16 protein-coding genes are annotated in these 17,746 nt (G+C 61.5%); 4 read left to right on the top strand and 12 right to left on the bottom strand.

Annotated features, from left to right (window positions below; translation table 11 throughout):
* Positions 1-69 precede the first annotated feature (69 nt).
* The 4 genes from ACWUI2_RS11930 to ACWUI2_RS11945 all read right to left on the bottom strand — a co-directional run bounded on the left by ACWUI2_RS11930 (position 70) and on the right by ACWUI2_RS11945 (position 4,632).
* Positions 70-1,317: a tagaturonate epimerase family protein gene (locus ACWUI2_RS11930; RefSeq protein WP_486983070.1), complete on the bottom strand. Its 1,248-nt coding sequence runs from the start codon at positions 1,315-1,317 to the stop codon at positions 70-72.
* A 166-nt stretch (positions 1,318-1,483) separates the two neighbouring features.
* Positions 1,484-2,524 (bottom strand): hypothetical protein, encoded by a 1,041-nt coding sequence (locus ACWUI2_RS11935; RefSeq protein ID WP_486983071.1) that lies wholly within the window; start codon positions 2,522-2,524, stop codon positions 1,484-1,486.
* Between the two features lie 31 nt (positions 2,525-2,555).
* Positions 2,556-3,338: a type II secretion system protein gene (locus tag ACWUI2_RS11940; RefSeq protein ID WP_486983072.1), complete on the bottom strand. Its 783-nt coding sequence runs from the start codon at positions 3,336-3,338 to the stop codon at positions 2,556-2,558.
* Complete coding sequence (locus ACWUI2_RS11945; RefSeq protein WP_486983073.1) at positions 3,328-4,632, bottom strand: hypothetical protein; 1,305 nt, start codon at positions 4,630-4,632, stop codon at positions 3,328-3,330. Before ACWUI2_RS11945 ends, ACWUI2_RS11940 begins: the two co-directional genes overlap by 11 nt.
* A 70-nt stretch (positions 4,633-4,702) precedes the next feature.
* Between ACWUI2_RS11945 and ACWUI2_RS11950 the strand changes: the two genes are divergently transcribed.
* The 3 genes from ACWUI2_RS11950 (at position 4,703) to ACWUI2_RS11960 (ending at position 6,104) form a co-directional block, all read left to right on the top strand.
* Positions 4,703-5,083, top strand: a complete 381-nt coding sequence (locus ACWUI2_RS11950; RefSeq protein WP_486983074.1) for a Fur family transcriptional regulator — start codon at positions 4,703-4,705, stop codon at positions 5,081-5,083.
* A gap of 44 nt (positions 5,084-5,127) precedes the next feature.
* On the top strand, positions 5,128-5,322 hold the full coding sequence (locus ACWUI2_RS11955) for a hypothetical protein (protein ID WP_486983075.1): 195 nt from the start codon (positions 5,128-5,130) through the stop codon (positions 5,320-5,322).
* 176 nt (positions 5,323-5,498) lie between these two features.
* Positions 5,499-6,104: a peroxiredoxin gene (locus ACWUI2_RS11960; protein WP_486983076.1), complete on the top strand. Its 606-nt coding sequence runs from the start codon at positions 5,499-5,501 to the stop codon at positions 6,102-6,104.
* A gap of 273 nt (positions 6,105-6,377) precedes the next feature.
* On the opposite strand, the gene ACWUI2_RS11965 is transcribed toward ACWUI2_RS11960, so the two are convergent.
* The 3 genes from ACWUI2_RS11965 to ACWUI2_RS11975 all read right to left on the bottom strand — a co-directional run bounded on the left by ACWUI2_RS11965 (position 6,378) and on the right by ACWUI2_RS11975 (position 10,634).
* Complete coding sequence (locus tag ACWUI2_RS11965) at positions 6,378-8,261, bottom strand: TRAP transporter permease (RefSeq protein WP_486983077.1); 1,884 nt, start codon at positions 8,259-8,261, stop codon at positions 6,378-6,380.
* A 12-nt stretch (positions 8,262-8,273) separates the two neighbouring features.
* Positions 8,274-9,347 (bottom strand): TAXI family TRAP transporter solute-binding subunit, encoded by a 1,074-nt coding sequence (locus tag ACWUI2_RS11970; RefSeq protein WP_486983078.1) that lies wholly within the window; start codon positions 9,345-9,347, stop codon positions 8,274-8,276.
* Positions 9,348-10,394: 1,047 nt separating this feature from the next.
* On the bottom strand, positions 10,395-10,634 hold the full coding sequence (locus ACWUI2_RS11975) for a hypothetical protein (protein WP_486983079.1): 240 nt from the start codon (positions 10,632-10,634) through the stop codon (positions 10,395-10,397).
* A gap of 773 nt (positions 10,635-11,407) precedes the next feature.
* On the opposite strand from ACWUI2_RS11975, the gene ACWUI2_RS11980 reads away from it, so the two are divergent.
* A complete protein-coding gene (locus ACWUI2_RS11980; protein ID WP_486983080.1) occupies positions 11,408-12,370 on the top strand; it encodes a DNA/RNA non-specific endonuclease in 963 nt (320 codons plus the stop codon).
* 35 nt (positions 12,371-12,405) lie between these two features.
* Here the strand turns inward: ACWUI2_RS11980 and ACWUI2_RS11985 are convergent, their stop codons facing one another.
* From ACWUI2_RS11985 to ACWUI2_RS12005, 5 genes are all read right to left on the bottom strand, one after another.
* Positions 12,406-12,870, bottom strand: coding sequence for a response regulator (locus tag ACWUI2_RS11985; RefSeq protein ID WP_486983081.1), 465 nt, complete (start codon positions 12,868-12,870; stop codon positions 12,406-12,408).
* Between the two features lie 6 nt (positions 12,871-12,876).
* The gene (locus tag ACWUI2_RS11990) at positions 12,877-15,441 is read right to left on the bottom strand and encodes a CHASE domain-containing protein (RefSeq protein WP_486983082.1); all 2,565 of its coding nucleotides are present in this window, start codon (positions 15,439-15,441) and stop codon (positions 12,877-12,879) included.
* 165 nt (positions 15,442-15,606) lie between these two features.
* On the bottom strand, positions 15,607-16,395 hold the full coding sequence (locus tag ACWUI2_RS11995; RefSeq protein ID WP_486983083.1) for a restriction endonuclease: 789 nt from the start codon (positions 16,393-16,395) through the stop codon (positions 15,607-15,609).
* Between the two features lie 404 nt (positions 16,396-16,799).
* The gene (locus ACWUI2_RS12000) at positions 16,800-17,213 is read right to left on the bottom strand and encodes a type II toxin-antitoxin system VapC family toxin (RefSeq protein WP_486983084.1); all 414 of its coding nucleotides are present in this window, start codon (positions 17,211-17,213) and stop codon (positions 16,800-16,802) included.
* Positions 17,210-17,458 carry a type II toxin-antitoxin system Phd/YefM family antitoxin gene (locus ACWUI2_RS12005; RefSeq protein WP_486983085.1) on the bottom strand — a complete coding sequence of 83 codons (249 nt, stop codon included), beginning with the start codon at positions 17,456-17,458 and terminating at the stop codon, positions 17,210-17,212. The genes ACWUI2_RS12000 and ACWUI2_RS12005 overlap by 4 nt, the downstream gene beginning before the upstream one ends.
* Positions 17,459-17,746 lie beyond the last annotated feature (288 nt).

Below are 17,746 nucleotides of genomic sequence, written 5' to 3' on the forward strand. Positions count from 1 at the left end.
CGATGAAGCAGTGCTTAAGCCGAAGACCGTCAACCGCGGCACTGACGGCGCGCTGCCGGATTGCTTTGATTACAGGAATAGCGGCTTCATGTGCCGCTCAAAGAGGTTGCCGGTGACGTTTTTTCCGATCACGTCGGCGTTCTTCTTGAGGGCGTCCAAATAGGTGCCGCCGAGTTGGGCGGCGACTTTGAAGCCGACGTGGAGGAGCTGGCGGAAGTGGGGGTTGTAGGCCGGGTTCTTCTGGTCGTGGCGGAGAGCTCCGGTGAATTGGTCGCTGCTCCAGCCGGCGACTTCGTCGGCGCTCGGAAGCTTGGCGTCGTCGATGTCGATGACGGTCGCATAGGGCTGGCAGAGCGCTTCCTTTTTTGCCAAGGCGGTGGCGTAGATTTTTTTCGCCAGTTCGAGGGCGTCGCCTCCGGCTTCGGCGAGGCCGATCACTTCCTCCAGCCAGGTGGTGCCGGCGGTTTTGATGTGAAGGCCGGCGCCGGTTCGGGCCAAGGCGGCGCGGATCGGGGCGTAGAGGGAGAATTTATCGGAGCCGGAATGAACCGACAACTTCAAGGTTTCCGGAAGGCCGTAGGCTTTGATGGCGTGGGCGATGACGGCGAGATCGTCGTTGAATTCCTTTTCGAACTTGGCGAGGTCGCCGACGTAATCGACGCCCTTGTTGAAACGGCCGGTGAACTTCGGGGCGATGGTTTGCACCGGAATGCCGAGATCGCCGATGGCGGCCAGAATCACCAGGAGTTCCGGCGGAGTCTGGGGCCGGTCGGTTTCGTCCATGGAAACTTCGGTGACGAAGTCGTCTTTGCCGCGCTTTTCGACGATGTGTTGGTAAATCGCGGCGGCCTTTTGGGTGGCCTTGAGGAATTGGCGGGCGGCCTTCTCGATATCTTCCCGGGTGGTCTGGAACGGTTGGTCGATCCCGGCGATCTCGATGGTGCCGATCAGTTCGGGATGGCGGTCGATGAAGGCGGAGATGTCGGTCGGATCGGCGGCCTCGCCGATGTCGTCGGCGACGTCCAGGGTGAAGAAGTCGCACGGCGCGATGAAGCGGTCGACCGTCCCGAGGTTGATGTGGTCGGCGTCGAGGAGGTAATCCTCTTTCCAGCCCAATTGTTTGACCGCGGCGTCGGCGGCCTCGCGGGTGCCGGACGGTTCGGATCCGATGATCTGGTGCTCGCGATTGGACTTGTTCCAAACGGGAACGATCTCGGCTCCGGCTGAGCGGGCGAGTTCGAAGGCTTTTAATTGAGCGACGGCTTGATGGGCGAACCGATCACCGACGCCGAACGTGAACTTCGGGCAAGTTTTCATAAGGAACCGGGAAGGATGATCGAGGGGCGAGTCGATTTCAATCATTGGTTTGGGAAAACGCGCAACCGTTGAACGTCAGTGCCGGGCGGCGGGTGGCCTGCTCGGAGGAAGAGAACCTTTTCTGCGGCGACGGCCTCCCGGTCGGCCGTCGCCGCAAAGATACGGGTCAGGCGGTGGTTCGTTGCCGGCTTCGCGTGACGAAGACCGCCCCGGCGGCAAAAAGCCCGAAGAGCAACGCCCAGGTCCGCGGTTCGGGGATGACTTGAAGAATGGTGTCGCCGACGGCCAAATAGAGCTGACCGTCGAAGTTTCGGAGTTCGCCGAGGCGGTCCGTGGTCGACAAGAGCTCCTGATGGCCGCCGCTCCAGTGGCCGGTGCCATCCATGCCGAAACGAACCAGGTAGGATGCCGCGTCGAAACTGGTGAGAGTGAGAGCGAGTTCTCCTTGATAATCGAACGCCATCGCCGTGGCTCCAGCGACGTCGCCATACAGTTCGCTGTAATTAGCCCAGAGTACTCCCGTGGTCGGCAGCGGACTTCCGACCGGATCGGCGATGGCGGCGGCCACTTGTTCAGCCGACCACCGGTATATGCTGTGATCGCCGAACCCGGGCGCGTAGAAAAGATTTCCCGCCCCGTCGAAGGCGAGTGGACCGGACGAACCGAAAGTTACGCCGAGATCGGTTGCCGGATCGGAATTCAATCCGCCTTGGGCGTCGAGTGTGCTGTGGTAGATATGGTTGGTGCCGAATCCGATTGAACCGGTGATGAAAAGGGCTCCGTCATGGGTGTGAAGCCCCGAATTGGGGGTGGTCGAGATCAGGGTGGTGGTCGGGCTGCCATTGGAAACCGGCCCGAAGCGGAAAATCTTTTGGTCGGTGAAATCACTCGTGTTGTAATACACGTGATTGCCGATGGCGACGACGCTCGAGCCGGTGAAATCGGAATTGGCGTTGACGAGAGTGGTCTGGTTCGCGCCGTTCCACCGGTGAAAACCGCCGAAACTCCAGTCGGCGTCGGTCGTGTAATAGAGGTGGCCATCCGCCGCCCGGTCGAATCCGACGATGACGCCCGTTCCTTGATGGGTGTGCACCGTGGTTCCGAAATAACCGGAACTGAAAGTGATGGAGGCGGCCGCGGAGGCCCCTGTGGCGAGAGCCGCGCCGGCGAGCAGCGCGATTTGTTTGATCGTGGGATTGATGTTCATGTTTGTATCAGAAAAATGAATGCGTGGGATGTCAGTTGGCCGGATTCCAGAAACCGTTGTTGTCGTCCGGTCCGATCCAGCCGAGGTCGTTCGAGGCGCTGTCGCCGCCGTGGGGATTGTGGCCGTGGGGGCGTGGTTGGGGGAGCTCCAGCGAGACGTGTCCGTCCGCCCAGGCGACAATGGCTTGGCCGCGGGCGCGGAAGTGGAGGGAAGGGGAAGGTCGGTGGCCCGAAATGTATCCGAAATCCCAGAACGGAGGTTCCACGAAGGGATACTCCTGTACTCCGGCGGCGAGCGCGTAAGCCGTCGTGGCGAACATAATGGTCCGGGAAGGGGTCCTGATTTGGTGGATGTGGGCGGAGGGGCGTCCCATGAAAACGCCTTCCACTCCGCCGAGATAGGCGCTGTTGTAACCGAAGCCGCCGGTATTCAGTTCGAAGGAGGGGGCGCCGAGATTCAGCAGATCGGCCAGAATGGGGCAATAGGAGGCCTGTTCGTTGGCGTCGAGATAGGGACTGAGGTAGCCGCGCGACCGATCCCAGGTGCCGTTGATCAATTTCGCCGACCATCGTTTGTCGTTGTTTTCGTTGGTCGCGAAAGCGAGAGCTCCCCCGTTGTCGGCGGCATGAGCGAAATTGGCGACGACCAATTGCCGGAGTGTCGTCGACGAGTAGGCGATCCGGGCACTGAGCCGGACATCCGCGATCACCGGCAGCAGGATCGCCACCAGAATTCCGATGACCGCCAGCACCACCAGCAGTTCGATCAAGGTGAAGGCCCGGCGAGGGAGAGTCGCTTGCCCTTCAGTCTTCATCGGTCAGCGAGAGCTTGAGACGCAGGAAGCGCGCGTTTCCCGCGGAAAGCGGTTCGATATCGGAAACCTCCACTTGCCGGAGAACGCCGATGCTGGCGATCGGGCTGGCGGAGTCTTCGACGATCCGGATCGGATGCTCGCTGGTGACCGGGGCTCCCGCCTGGCTCCGGGCGATGGTCTCCCAGGATCGCAGATCCGTTGAAACCTGGACTTCGTAGAGCAGATCCGTCACCCGTTCGTCGCGGACGAATCGGAGGGTGAGAAACGTTTCCCCATCCGTTTGGTGAAGGGAGAATCCGTGATCGCCGGGCTTGAAACCCGTTCGGAGAGGGTGTCCGCCTGAAGCATATTCGAGAAGATTTGCGACGCCGTTTCCCGATGGATCCGCCGAAGGTGCCGCATGCTCGCCCGCGACTCCCGCGTTGGCGATCCAAGCGGCGTAAGTCATCGGTGTTGAGATCACTCCGATCGCCTCGAGGTCGAACCCCCCGGAGCCGGTGGTCAGCCAGGCGTCGTAGATTGGATTGCCAAGACTGTCGGTGAAGAATCCGTTGCCTGGGATATCGACGATTCGCACCCGGGTGATGGCGTCGAGGTCGACCGTGCCGTCGAGCACCCGTGGATGATCCTGTAAATCCTCCAGGAAAAAAGGAGTGCCCCACGAATCGCCGTAGGCGTTGAGGTGCTTGCCGGCGAGATTGCGGACGCGGGTCGGATCGATGGTGCCGTACGGGCCGACCGGGGCCGGAGTCAGCGAATGCGAAGGAAAGCGGGCGAAATCGATACCGTTGCTGGAGACCTCGACGTAGGCCAGTTCCGCGAAGACTTCTCCGGCGACACCGGCTCCGCCCGCGGAACGGTAAGCGTTTTCGAAGATGACGAAATCGGCGCCGGAACGATTGCCGATCGGGCGGCCCAGCGCCACGGTGATTGAGCCGGGCGCCTCCGCGCTGGCGATCTGGGTCGCGCTGAGGTCGCCGAGGGAGACGACGTTCAGGTGGTTGCCGGTGACGGGGCCCAGCACTCGCGATGAATCGCTCCAACTCGAGGCGACCCCCGGGGCGGGTGCGTATTCGACCACCTCTTCAATCCAGCTGAAAAAGACCGGGTTCACGAAATTGTTTTCCGGCGCCGACCGACCGAGCCCCCCCGGCCCGACAAACCCTGGCACGGGAGCGTCGAACGCGTTCTCCGGATCATCGAGTCCGCGGGAATAGGGTCCGCCGGATGCCGCCGGGAGCATGCCCGGGAAAACCAAGGGGACGGATAATAGAAATGCCGGAAGAAATCGCACTTAATGATAATGAATTATCATTATCATTTGGGGGCTTGCTTTTTGCTTGGCAACAGAAAAAGTGGAGAAAATGCCGCAACGTAAAACCAAACAATGGGACATCATCGTTTCCGTTTTGGAGACGACGGATCGTCCGTTGACGCGGCATGAGTTGTGGGAGGCGGCGAAGGCGCGGCTTCCCGCGATCGGGTTCGCCACGGTGAGCCGCGCGGTGAACGCGCTTCTGGAGGAGGGTTATCTGGTCGGCCTTCAATATCCTGGCCAGCCGAGCCGTTACGAGAAGGTCGCCCGCGACGAACATCCTCATTTCATCTGCAACCGTTGCCGGCAGACCTTCGACCTCGATTGTCCAATGCCATTCGTCCCACTGCCGAAAGTTCCGGGAATCGCCCTGTCCGGTTACGAGGTGCTTTTTTTCGGTTTGTGCTCCGCTTGTCGGGTGGAGGGCTGATGCGTGGGCTTGTGCGGGGGAGGCGGATTCGCTAACACGAATGCATGGAACATGAGAAAGAATCGCATCGGTCGGCGGGGATTCACGTCGAGCATCACAGTGCGGCCGGGCTGCTGTGGGTGGCGGCCTGGTTGTTCACGATCGGGTTTCTCCAGTTGGGTTTTTGGCAGGGCGTGCTGGCGCTGGTGGTTTGGCCTTATTATCTCGGCTCGGCCTTGAGTTCGTGGTTGCCGTTGTAGGGGGAGCCGAGGTTTCGACTGAACGTTCAATCGTCGTCCGGCATGCACTCGCGTCGCGTCCGACTAGCGTCACCGGCTTTTTCCCATTTGTCGCTTGCGTCATTCGACCGGCGCCCTACCTTGTCCCTTTTTCATCAACCACCCGGCGGCCTGCGCCGGGCAATTATAAGAAAATTATGGCCGTATTAGTTGGACGAAAAGCACCTGATTTCACCGCCGCCGCGGTTCTCGGCAACGGGGAGATCGTCGATAAATACACGCTGAGCGATCACATCGAAGGCAAGAAGGCGGTTCTCTTCTTCTATCCGCTCGACTTCACGTTCGTGTGTCCGTCGGAATTGATCGCGTTTCACAAACGCGTGCCCGAATTCGCCAAGCGCGGCGTTCAGGTGATCGGGATTTCGATCGATTCGCAATTCACCCACAACGCCTGGCGGAATACGCCGGTCGCGGAGGGCGGGATCGGCGCGGTCGGTTATCCGCTGATTGCCGACGTGAAACACGAGATCTGCCGTGCCTACGACGTCGAGCACCCGGACGCCGGGGTGGCTTTCCGTGCCTCGTTCCTGATCGACGAGGAAGGGGTCGTCCGGCATCAGGTGGTCAACGACCTTCCGCTCGGCCGTGATGTGGATGAAATGCTCCGCATGGTCGACGCTCTGGCATTTCACCAAGCGCACGGGGAAGTCTGCCCGGCCGGATGGCGCGCGGGAGACGAAGGCATGAAGGGAACGACCGAAGGAGTCGCCGCTTATCTCGCCAAGAACAGCGACCGGCTCTGAGAGCGAAAACCTGTATCATTTGCAAAACGCCAAGGTGTGATCGCCTTGGCGTTTTTTTTATCCTAAGCTCCGCAGTTGGAGTAGCCGCAAGAAAGCGCGGAATACGCAAAAGCATGGGATAGCCCATCTATGCGCCTTTTGTGCCTCCTCGCGGCTAAGTACTGCTGGTTTAAGGCTTACTGACACTGTGATTCCACTCGGAAAAACTCGCGACCACTGGGAGGGATGGCATCCTGCCGTCCGCCGTCATCTGGCGGAGACTTCCAAGACCTCTCATTTGTCCGTCGACCATAATCCGCCAGTCACGAGGGCAAGGATCATAACGGCCAGGACCGGCGACAGATAGGGGACAGGGAAGAAAATCACCGCCAAGCCGAGGGCGGCAAGGATTGCCCGCAGCAGGCGATCCCCCTTCGGACCGAGTCGGCGGAAACGTCCGTGGACCGCGAAGGTCATTCCCACGGTTCCGATCAATATGAAACCGAACGCCTCCAATTGGGCGACACCCGGTTCGAGCACAAGGTCCGGACGGCAGAAGACCGCTCCGGTCAAGATCAACAGCGGCAACGCCATGCCGATCGCATGGAACATCGTTCGGAGAAACGAGGCCTCGGCGATCCGGGCGGTGACCGCCGCCGTCACCGAGGTCGGCGGCGACAATTCCCCGAAGATCGCGACGAAGAACGCGAAGAAGTGGACCACCCATGGATTGATCCCGGCTTGAATGAGAAACGGGGCCGTCACCACCGCCAGCACGATGTAGGTCGGCGCGACCGGCAGGCCCATTCCGATCAAATATCCGAATACGAAGGCCGCCGCCACCATTGCCACCGGATGGAATCCCCCGAGTTGCATCAGGAGCACGCCGACCTTGTCCGGCACGCCGGTGACGGTGAAGGCCGCCGTCAGGATGCCGAGCGAGGCGAGGAGAATGGTCAACTCCGACGTGGTGGTCGCGAAGTTTCCGATCAGTTTCCGGTAAGGATCGAGGAGGGATTTAAGTCGCTTTTTCACGGATCCCGGCGTCTCCAGCAGAAACACCGTCGTGAGAACCGCCAACAAGCCGAGGAAAACCTGTTGGGCCGCGAGCATCGCCGGCAGCCGGAGATATCCCATCAGCCAAACCAACGCGACCAACGCGCCGACGTAGGCGAAGAGGCGCATGGTATCGAACCATCGGATACGCTCGATCCCCGTCGTCACCGGTCGAATTTGGAAGCGGGCGGTCAACAAATGGACCGCCAGGGCGACGCCCGCGAAGTAGATGATCGCCGGGGCGAATCCCCGCACCACCACGTCGAAGTAGCTCACTCCCATGACCTCCGCCATCAGGAAGGCCGAAATGCCCATCAGGGGCGGCATCAATTGGCCGCCTAGGGATGAAGCCGTTTCCACCGCCGCCGCCCGGGCTTTGGGGAATCCCGCCCGGATCAACATCGGAATGGTCGCCGCCCCCGTGGCCGCCGCGTTGGCCGCGCCACTGCCGCTGACCGCCCCCACGCCGAACGATCCGAGCACGGCGGCCTGGGGGAGGAGCCGGGGCGAGCGCGCCGCCAGGCGTCCGCTCGCCCGCAGGAGAGTGTCGATGCATCCGAACGCCTGGAGCGCCGCCAGCAGCAAGAGGAACGACCCGATCAAGGTCAGGCCCAATTGCGGCAACCGTTCGAAAACGCCGGTCGACATTTCCAACCCGAGCGAACTGCTCAACCGTTCCCACGAGATTCCGGGATGCCGGAACAAGCCCGGGACCAGCCAACCGAACACCGCATACACGCAGAGGAGGAGATTGAGGACGAAAACCGGGAAATATTTTCGGCGGGTGTATTCCAGGACGAGCAGGATGACGGCTCCCGCCGCGAGGTGATCGGCCAAATTCCAGATGCCGAGTCGCTCGATCCGGATCGCGTCGAATTCCACCAACAGATAAACCGACGGGATGGCCGCCAGCGCGACGTAGAGTCCCGCGACGCCTTGCCGCGCCCGCAGACGGAGTCGGGGATAGAACTCGCCCCGCCGCAGATCGTTGAGCGTCAGAATGACGATCGAGGCCGGCACCATCAGCACCGCCAACATCGTCGGGCCTCCTTTGCCGGTCGCGAAGTAGCCGATCAGAACCCCGAAATAAAGGAGGCTGGCGACGTAGAAAAGACCGGTCATCGGCTCCGTGCGTTAATCGAGTACCGCCACCCGTTCGTCCCAGGCAGGATCCCATACGCTCCGCTCCCGCATGTAGCGGGCGAGGCCGGGATGGATCTCCGCGTGTGCTTGCGCGCTGGATACACCCCGCCGTTGCAACTCCGGCATGTCGGCGGCCAATTGGCGGAAGACGGTGTCCGCCGCCGCCAGTTCCCGGGCATGTTTTTCGATCGTGAGCAGGACCTGATAGACGGTCTCTTCGGAAAAGTCGGCGCCGAGGTGGAAGCCGTAGAAGAACGGCGACAACACCGCCTCGGTCGGTTCCTCGCCGCTGCGGAAGGCACGGGTCTCCACCGTGACTAAGCCGAAACCGGCCGCCCGCAAGGTCTCCCGTTCTTCCGGGCTCGGGTTCACCACCGCGAGATCGGCGGCGAGATCGGCTTCGGCGACCCATGGGGCGACGTCTCCTTCGCCGGTCGTGTAAATGCCGATGGCCGCCACCGTGCCGCCCCGGAGTTGCGACCCGGCCATGCCGAGATCGAGTTCCACGTAACGATGTTCGATTTCGAGGGCGGCGAACAGGCGCTCCAAGTGGGCCCGGGTGTCCCACGGTCGTGGTCCGGTGAATACGGGTCGGCCGGACAGATCGCTCCAACTTTGGATCGAGTCCCGGTTGCCGGCGTCGATCGCGATCCCCATTTCCATGGTGTAGGCCCAAAACGATTGGATTGGCGCCCGCCGCATTCTCGGGGCGAATCCGGAAAACCGGCCGCTGTCGGTCGCGAGTTCCGCGAAGGCGATGTCGGCTCCGTAAAAAGCGTCGAGATCGCCCATGGCGTAGTTGCGCATCCCCATGATCGCCCCCGGCATCGGCAGCACCGTGATGCTCAGGTCGTCGAGTTCGCGATTGAGCAACGAGGCGAGGCCGACCAAGGCCCGGTGGCCCGACGAACCGACCGCCGACGTCCCCCAGCGGACATCGTTGCGCCCCCCTTCGTCATCGAGCGGGGCGCATCCGGCGACCATCGCGGCACCGGCTAAAAGAAGAAGGAGCGGCCACCGGAGCCGTCCGATCGCCACATCAAGGAAAGGTTTGCAATACATCATCGGAAAAGGGAGCGGGAACGTCGGCCAAGAGTGAAAAGGAAACGCCGGGAGGTCAACGGAATCTTGGCCGTGCGTCCCGGGACCGCAGGGCGATTCAATGAGCTTTCCGCGGGCGAGTTTTCGGTTTTCTTATCGTCGCTCGGCGGGGGAGTATCGGATGGATGGCGACGAGACGATTGCGGGTTGCGCAGGAAATGGGTGGACCATGCTTTCTCGCGATTGGGGTCGCCGAATCGGGTGAAGCGAAGGCTGTCTCGTTTGGGAGGTTTCATTGGTGTCTACGCGACGTCATTTCGTAGTCGGGTTGGCTCCGCCGCCCGACAGCAGCGGCCAGAGACGAATGGCCGAAAGTTCGATGTCACGCGTCGCCGGCGGGATCGGTCGGCTCCCGCGATTCGGCCACCAAACGGGAGGGCGGCGGAGCCAACCCCACTACGTTGAACGGCTTCTGTGCGGACCAAATCGGAGGGTTGGCTTCCAGCCGACCTGCCTCTGAGCCCGACGCCGACGGCGGACGGCAGGATGCCATCCCTCCCAGTGGCAGGGAGGTATTATTGGCTTCTCCGTGACGTCATTTCGTAGTCGGGTTGGCTCTGCCGCCCGACAGCAGCGGCGAGAGACGAATGGCCGAAAGTTCGATGTCACGCGTCGCCGGCGGGATTGGTCGGCCCCCGCGTTTCGGAGACCAAACGGTAGGGCGGCGGAGCCAACCCCACTACGTTGAACGGCTTCTGTGCGGCCCAAATCGGAGGGTTGGCTTCCAGCCGACCTGCCTCTGAGCCCGACGCCGACGGCGGACGGCAGGATGCCATCCCTCCCAGTGGCAGGGAGGTATTATTGGCTTCTCCGTGACGTCATTTCGTAGTCGGGTTGGCTCTGCCGCCCGACAGCAGCGGCCAGAGACGAATGGCCGAAAGTTCGATGTCACGCGTCGCCGGCGGATCGGTTGGCTTCCAGCCGACCTGCCTCTGAGCCCGACGCCGACGGGGGACGGCAGGATGCCATCCCTCCCAGTGGCAGGGAGGTATTATTGGCTTCTCCGTGACGTCATTTCGTAGTCGGGTTGGCTGCGCCGCCCGACAGCAGCGGCGAGAGACGAATGGCCGAAAGTTCGATGTCACGCGTCCCCGGGGGATTGGTCGGCTCCCGCGTTTCGGCCACCAAACGGTAGGGCGGCGGAGCCAACCCCACTACGTTGAACGGCTTCTGTGCGGCCCAAATCGGAGGGTTGGCTTCCAGCCGACCTGCCTCTGAGCCCGACGCCGACGGCGGACGGCAGGATGCCATCCCTCCCAGTGGCAGGGAGGTATTATCGGGTTCTCCGTGACGTCATTTCGTAGTCGGGTTGGCTCTGCCGCCCGACAGCAGCGGCCAGAGACGAATGGCCGAAAGGTCGATCTCACGCGTCGCCGGGGATTGGTCGGCTCCCGCGTTTCGCCCACCAAACGGTAGGGCGGCGGAGCCAACCCCACTACGTTGAACGGCTTCTGTACGGCCCAAATCGGAGGGTTGGCTTCCAGCCGACCTGCCTCTGAGCCCGACGCCGACGGCGGACGGCAGGATGCCATCCCTCCCAGTGGCAGGGAGGTATTATCGGGTTCTCCGCGACGTCATTTCGTAGTCGGGTTGGCTCCGCCGCCCGACAGCAGCGGCCAGAGACGAATGGCCGAAAGTTCGATGTCACGCGTCGCTGGCGGGATTGGTCGGCCCCCGCGTTTCGGAGACCAAACGGTAGGGTCGGCGGAGCCAACCCTACTACGTTGGATGGCTTCTGTGCGGACCAAATTGGAGGGTTGGCTTCCAGCCGACCTGCGTCTGAGCCCGACGCCGACGGCGGACGGCAGGATGCCATCCCTCCCAGTGGTAGGGAAGAGGCAAGATTTGACATCATACCTGGTCCGAAATGGGTCGCTGGTTGCCGGAAGCGGGGCTTGCCAGCGGTTCTTGAATCGGACGTATTCGGGGAGGTGAAAACGGCAAAGCAAACAAGAGGCCGCGGCGCGGGAGGACGGCGTAAGGGCAACGGAGTCGGCCGGGGTCGGGCGCTTCGGCCGCGGGGAATGGCTCGACGGCTGAAGCGGTTCAGTTTCGGGTTGTTTTTCGCGACCATCGTGGCGGTCGGAATCGGCGGGGGCGTGGGGTTTCTCTGGTATCAGCAGCAGGAACGCGAGACCCAGGAGAAGGCGGAGCATTACACGCTGCTCGCGTTGGATCTGCTGAGGGAGAATCGCCACTTGCCGGTGGAGGTCCGGTTGGTTCTCGATTTCGTGGCCGACCGGGTGCCGCTCCATGTCGGGTTCACCGTCGATACAGCCCGTTACGAGGGGGACCGCACCCACGTTCTCGGAGGATTGCCGGCCAGTGTTCGTCCGTTGCGGGTTTTGGAAAACGTCGGTTACATCGTCGGTTACGACGAGGTCCGAGGGAATCCGGCTTGGGTGGCCTACCGGGCGTTTGCCCCGGATTCGATGAACGCGGGGGAAAGGCCGGAGCGTTTCGTGCCGGATCCGCGGACCCGCTCCAGGATTCACCCGGGGCTTTACACCAACAGCGGATATGATCGCGGCCACATGGCGCCCAACTACGCGATCGCCGTCATGCACGGAGATGCGGCGCAGGCGGAAACGTTTTTTATGTCGAACATCGTTCCCCAGACCCCCGCCCTCAACCGGCAGGTTTGGCGGGATCTGGAGCAGCGGATCATCCGCCGTTACACCCGCCGGTTTTCAGAAGTCTGGGTGATCACCGGTCCGGTTTATCCCGCCAGCGGAAAACAGTGGCTGGGCGGTGGGGCGGTCGCGGTGCCGGAGGCTTGCTTCAAGGTGATTCTGGATGAACACGAAAACGGATTGAGGGCCCTTGCGTTCATCATTCCGCAGGAGGTTTCCGGCAAGGAGGATCCGGCGGAATTCCTCACCAGCATCCGGGCAATCGAGGAGCGTACCGGACTCGATTTCCTCGCCGCCTTCGATCAGGCTACCCAGGATCTCCTGGAGTTGCAGGTCAACCGGCGGGTTTGGTGAACCTCGCGCCCTCCGTCTCCGTCCCCGTGGCTGGACTATGGTCGGCTGGACGGACCGGTGGATGGTCGCGACGGGGGAGGCGGCCGGTTGTATTTCAACCAATATCGTTCGATCAGCGCGATCAATTCGGTCAATTGCCGCGAATTGGGAGGTTTGACCAGAAAGGAATGGGCGCCCAAGGCATAGGCGCGCTCGATGTCGACCGGCAGGTGGGAGGACGTCAGGACGATCACGATGACATGCTGCAATTGGGGTTGCCCGTGGATCCACGCGAGCACTTCCAGACCGGGACGTTGGGGGAGTTTCAAGTCGATCAGGATGAGGGAGGGCAACGGATGTTTTTGGCGATCACCAAACGGTCCGGCGCCGCTGAGGTAGTCGATGGCAGTCTGGCCGTCTTCGACGACCTGCAGGGGATGGGAAATGGCGTTTGCCTTGAAGGCCCGCTTCACGAAGAAGATGTCGTCGGGGTTGTCTTCGACCAGGAGGATGGTGTCCATGGCGATTCAGTCGGCGGCCGGCAGGTCGATCCAAAACCGGCTTCCGGTTCCTGGTTCCGAGTCCACGCCGGCGGCGCCCCCCATGCGTTCCGCGGCCTTCTGCACGATGGCCAAGCCGATGCCCGTTCCCTCAAACTCCTTGTCGCTATGGACCCGCTCGAACATTTGGAAAATGCGTTGGTGTTGATGGTCGGCGATTCCGATGCCGTTGTCGGCCACGGTGATTCTTACCCGCTTTTCCCGTCGTTCGGTTGTGATCCGGACTTCCGGTCGCCTGTCGGGCGGGACGAACTTCACCGCGTTGGTGAGAAGATTCGAGAGGCATTGGGAGAGCATCGACGCGTGGGCTCGCACCGGCAGGAGGGGAGGGTGGAGTTCGATCTTCGCCTGCGGTTCCTGCAACGCCGGGTAGTGGCTCACGATTTCGTCGATCAATTGCGCGAGGTCGATCGTATCCAGCACCGGATCGGCGCGGCTCACCTGGCTGTAGGTCAGCACATCCTGGATCAGTTGATCGAGCTTGCGCCCGGAGTTGACGATGCGCCGGATGTAATCCTGGCCGACTTCGCCCAGTTGGTCGCTGAAGTCCTCTTCGAGGGCTTGGGCAAAGCTCTGCATCGCCCGCAGCGGGGCCCGGAGATCATGGGAAAGGCTATAGGAGAAGGCTTCCAGCTCGGAGACCGTTTCGGTGAGGAGCAAGGTCCGTTCTTTCACCACCTCTTCCAGTTCTTCTTCCCAGCGTTTCCGTTCGGTTATGTCCCAGGCAACTTTGGCGAACTCGTTGAAGGCGCCGTCTCCGTCGAGGACCGGTCGGACCGCCGCGCTGGCGAAGAACCGGCTGCCGTCCTTTCGTTGCAACCAGCGCTCTTCCACGCGCGATCCGGTGTCGGACGCGATCTTGCGCTCTTCCGCCGGAACCCCCGCGGCGCGGTCCTCGGGGGTGAAGAGAGTCCCGACGTCGATGCCGATCATTTCTTCCGTGGAATAACCGAAAACCACTTCGGCCCCCGGCGTCCATTGACTGACTTTCCCGTCCCGGTCGAAGGTGAAAACGGCGAAATCGCGGGCGTTTTCCACAATGAGTCGAAAACGGCTTTCGATTTCGGCCAATTCGCTGCGCGCCTTTTGCCGTTCCTCCTCCGCCGTTTTTCTCTTGGTGACGTCGCGGAAAACCAGCACCGCTCCTTTGAGCCGGCCTGCGGCATCGCGGATTGGTGCCGCGCTGTCTTCGATCGCCCTTTCCGTTCCATCGGCCGCGAGAAGGAGCGATTGGTTGGGAATATGGACCGTGTGGTTGTTGTTGAGGACCGCTTCGACCGGATCGGGCAACGGCTTGCGCGTCTCCTCGTGGACGATCCGGAAATTTTCCCGCAGCGGTTTGCCTTGAGCCTGGTCCTGGGTGATGCCGGTTAATTCTTCGGCCACGGCGTTCATGAAGATGATCGTTCCGGCCTCGTTGGTGGCGATGACGGCGTCCCCGATGCTGGCCAAGGTCACGTGGTATTCTTCCCGTTGGGCGATCGCCTGCCGCTGTGCCTTCTCGGCTCGCGATACCGCGGAGGCCAAGGCGTGGGTGATGACGAAGAAAATCCCGCTGAGAACGACGCCACCGGCCAGGATCCAACCGGAGAGAGGTTGACTCGATTCGCTTTCGAACCGGGGCGTTGTCACCAGGCGCAACGTCCAGGGTCGCCCCGCGATCTCGATCGGCAAGGTGCCGGTGAGGAGAGGGTGGTCCGCCGGCCGGATCCGGGAGCGGTGGAGAATATTTGCGTCGTCGATCTCCGTTCCATCGTAGACTTCAAAATATAGGCTGGGCGGAGTGGCCGGGGAAAAGATTCCCTCAAAAAGGTCATCCGCCCGGAAGGGGCTATAGATAAAACCAAGCACGGTCCGGCGCCTTTCCTCCACCTCATCGGGGATGCCGCCGCCACTGTAGGAGGGCGTATAGATCAGGAACCCCGCCTGTTTCTCGGGATCGATTTCCTGCACCAGCGTGACCCGCCCAGAGGCGGCGGGACGGCCGGTGTCGCGGGCGCGGGCCATCGCCTCCTGGCGGATCGGTTCGCTGAACATATCGTAACCGATGGCGACTCGGTTTCTCTCATCCTGAGGTTCGAGGAAAACGATCGGGAACGATTCTTCGCGGACGCCCTCCGGTCGGATATCGAAATTCGGACGGACCTCCCGCATGGTATCGATCACCGATTCCCGTTCCTCCGGCCGAACCCGCTGGGCGAATCCGAAGCCTTGGATTCCCGGATAGTTTCGCTCAATGCGGAGGCGGTCGACATATTTTCGAAACTCCTCCTCAGTCACTTCCTCTCGGCTCGCCATCATGGCAGTTCCGCTACGCAGAATCGCCGTATAGACGCTGACCCGCTCATGGATCGCGTCGCTGATCTGAATCGCCAAGCCGTCAAAGCGGGCTTGATCCCGCGCCTTCGCGGTCACATCGAACCGATGGGCGACCGCAACGGTTGCCAGAAGGGCGAGCAGAAGAACCGCAATCGGCGCCCAATGTAGAACTGGCTGCCGTCTAGCGCCCGGCTGGCTCAATGGGAATGGCACAGAAAGAAAGTCTACGGTCCGGCCGGTCGGCATGCAAGCGCCATCAAAATAACCGGGGGAAGCGGGGAGGTGCCCGCGGAAGCAATCCTTTGGAGAGGTGGCTTCCCTGCCGCCCGCCTTCGCCGCCGATGGCCGAAGGACTGAGCGAGACCGCCGGGCGGTCGATCAATTCTCGTCGGCGGTTTCGACTTTGGAGAGCAAATTTCGAGCGGTTTCCGGGGGTAACAATAAAACGCGGGTGATGAATTCCTGTCCGCCGAGCAGCTCGACCCCGTTGGCGTGACCGAATTCGATCGCTTCTTCGTCGATCACCCCGGTGGTCAGCACGACTCCGAGACTGGCGCCGGCGAGTCGGGCCGCGCGATGAAACGTCCGCGCCTGGTCCACATCCACCCGTTTGGTCCCGCGAGGCAAGCAACGCACGGCCACGACATCGAGGTCGGTCTCCGTATATAGGAGGAAATCGACTCCGCAGGCCCGTTGCGGCTGGTCCAGCACCCGGAAACCGATCTCACGGAAATAGTCCATGCCCAAATCCTTGAAACGGATCCAGTCCGCGGTCTGGGCGGCTTGGAGAGCCTGTTCCACTTGGGCGGGGGAAGGTGCGCGAGTGTCCGGCGATTTCCCGGCCGCGCCGGCGCGGCTACCGTTCGCAAACGGCGTGATTCTCCGGATGAGCCATTTGCTCCAACGACCTTGCTTCTCGACAGGTGCGGTGAGGTTCCGGGAGGTCAATGCCGCCCCGAGAGAGAGCGCTCCGAAGAAACAGCAACCATAGCCGAACGGTATGACCCAGGCGAGGATCTCTTGGGCGCCCTGGGCAGAGATGTCCATGACGAGGTAGTAGATGGTCAAAACGAGCAGCCCGTTTCCGACCAGATGAACCCCGAGCCCGAAAAGGAAATCGGGACGCACCATCGTGTGTTTGCCCGGCAGATTTTCTCTCAGTGTCATATAGTCCGTCTCTTTCTGTATTGTCGGAAATTGCGGCAAGCGGCGCGGGAGTGTTGAAACAAATGAGCCCGCGCGGGCCGTGCTGAAGAGAGAAACGATTCTTGGCCAATTGCGCAATACCGGTGGCGGTCAAGAGATTGTAAAAGATCAGCCCCGCCGGGCACCGATGACGGAGCGAAGCGGAGAATCACATCCGCTTCGCCGTCGAGTTTGGTGATGACCTTCAAACGTGCCTCGGAGTCTTGTAGCGAATCTTCCCCTGAAGATTCGACGGTGCGGCGGTGTTGAACGTTTCCCCATTCCAGAGCAAGCGGTTGGATTCCCGCATTCAAGCGGTTCCGGACCAATTCACGCAGCGAAAGGATTGAAAGGTGAGGCTGTCCCGACCCCAAGGGCTCTGAAGGTCAGGGAAGCACGTTGAGATTTCTGGCTGCATCAGCCAGCCGCACGTCCCCGGTATGCAAGGGCGCGCGCAACCGATCAGCAAGTTCCAGATAAGCGGCATCGTAGGCTGACAGATCAAATTGGAGAGCTAGCCGCGTGATCCGCTCGACGGTCAATCCTTCCGGAACATCGACGTGCCTCGCTCGAACCTTAGCGAGCAATTCCAAACCGTCGGATATCGCCTCCTCTTTCATGCGTTTCCGGCGATGGGCCGAACGGAGCATGTTTGCCAGCTCGTAAGTCCACAGTGCCGGCGTCCACAGTTCCAATTCTCCGCGCAGGAGCGCGGCCAGTACTTTCTCGGCCCGCGATGAACTCTCGTCGGGGAGCATCCAGGCCCCGCAAAAAGAGGCGTCGGCGACGATTCGCTTCAACGTCGGCCCTCCTCGATAAGGGATTTGAGCGACTCAGGGCCTTTGCGCGCCGACCGTCGCAGTTTTCTGAATTGGGCGAGAATCTCCTCGGGCGTCTCCTTCGGCTCGGACTCCCGTCCCGAAGAGAGTAGGGCAACCCGTTTCCCCCGCTTGGTGATCCAAACCCGCTGACCTTTCGCCGCCTCATCGACCAAGGCCGAAAGCCGGTTCTTCGCTTCAAATGCACCTACCTCAATCTCATTCATTCAGCCAGATTACCTAGCTAGCTATTGAAATCAAGTCTTGGGATTGAACTTCTCCATTGCCCAGAGGCCAGGATGGGGGCGGGCTGAGTAACAAGTCATTTTCAATCTGCGGTCAAACGTGCCTCGGGGTCTTGTAGCGAATCTTCCCCTGAAGATTCGACGATTTACCGCGAGCATTTTGCGTCGTTTCGCGGCTACAGCCTGATTCAGGTATGGAGTTGAAATTTTCACCCCTACATGGGCGTTTCCATCCTGACCTCTGGAGAATCGCTGAAAATCCTGCGGCAA

It is taken from the genome of Verruconatronum alginivorum, from assembly GCF_056590205.1.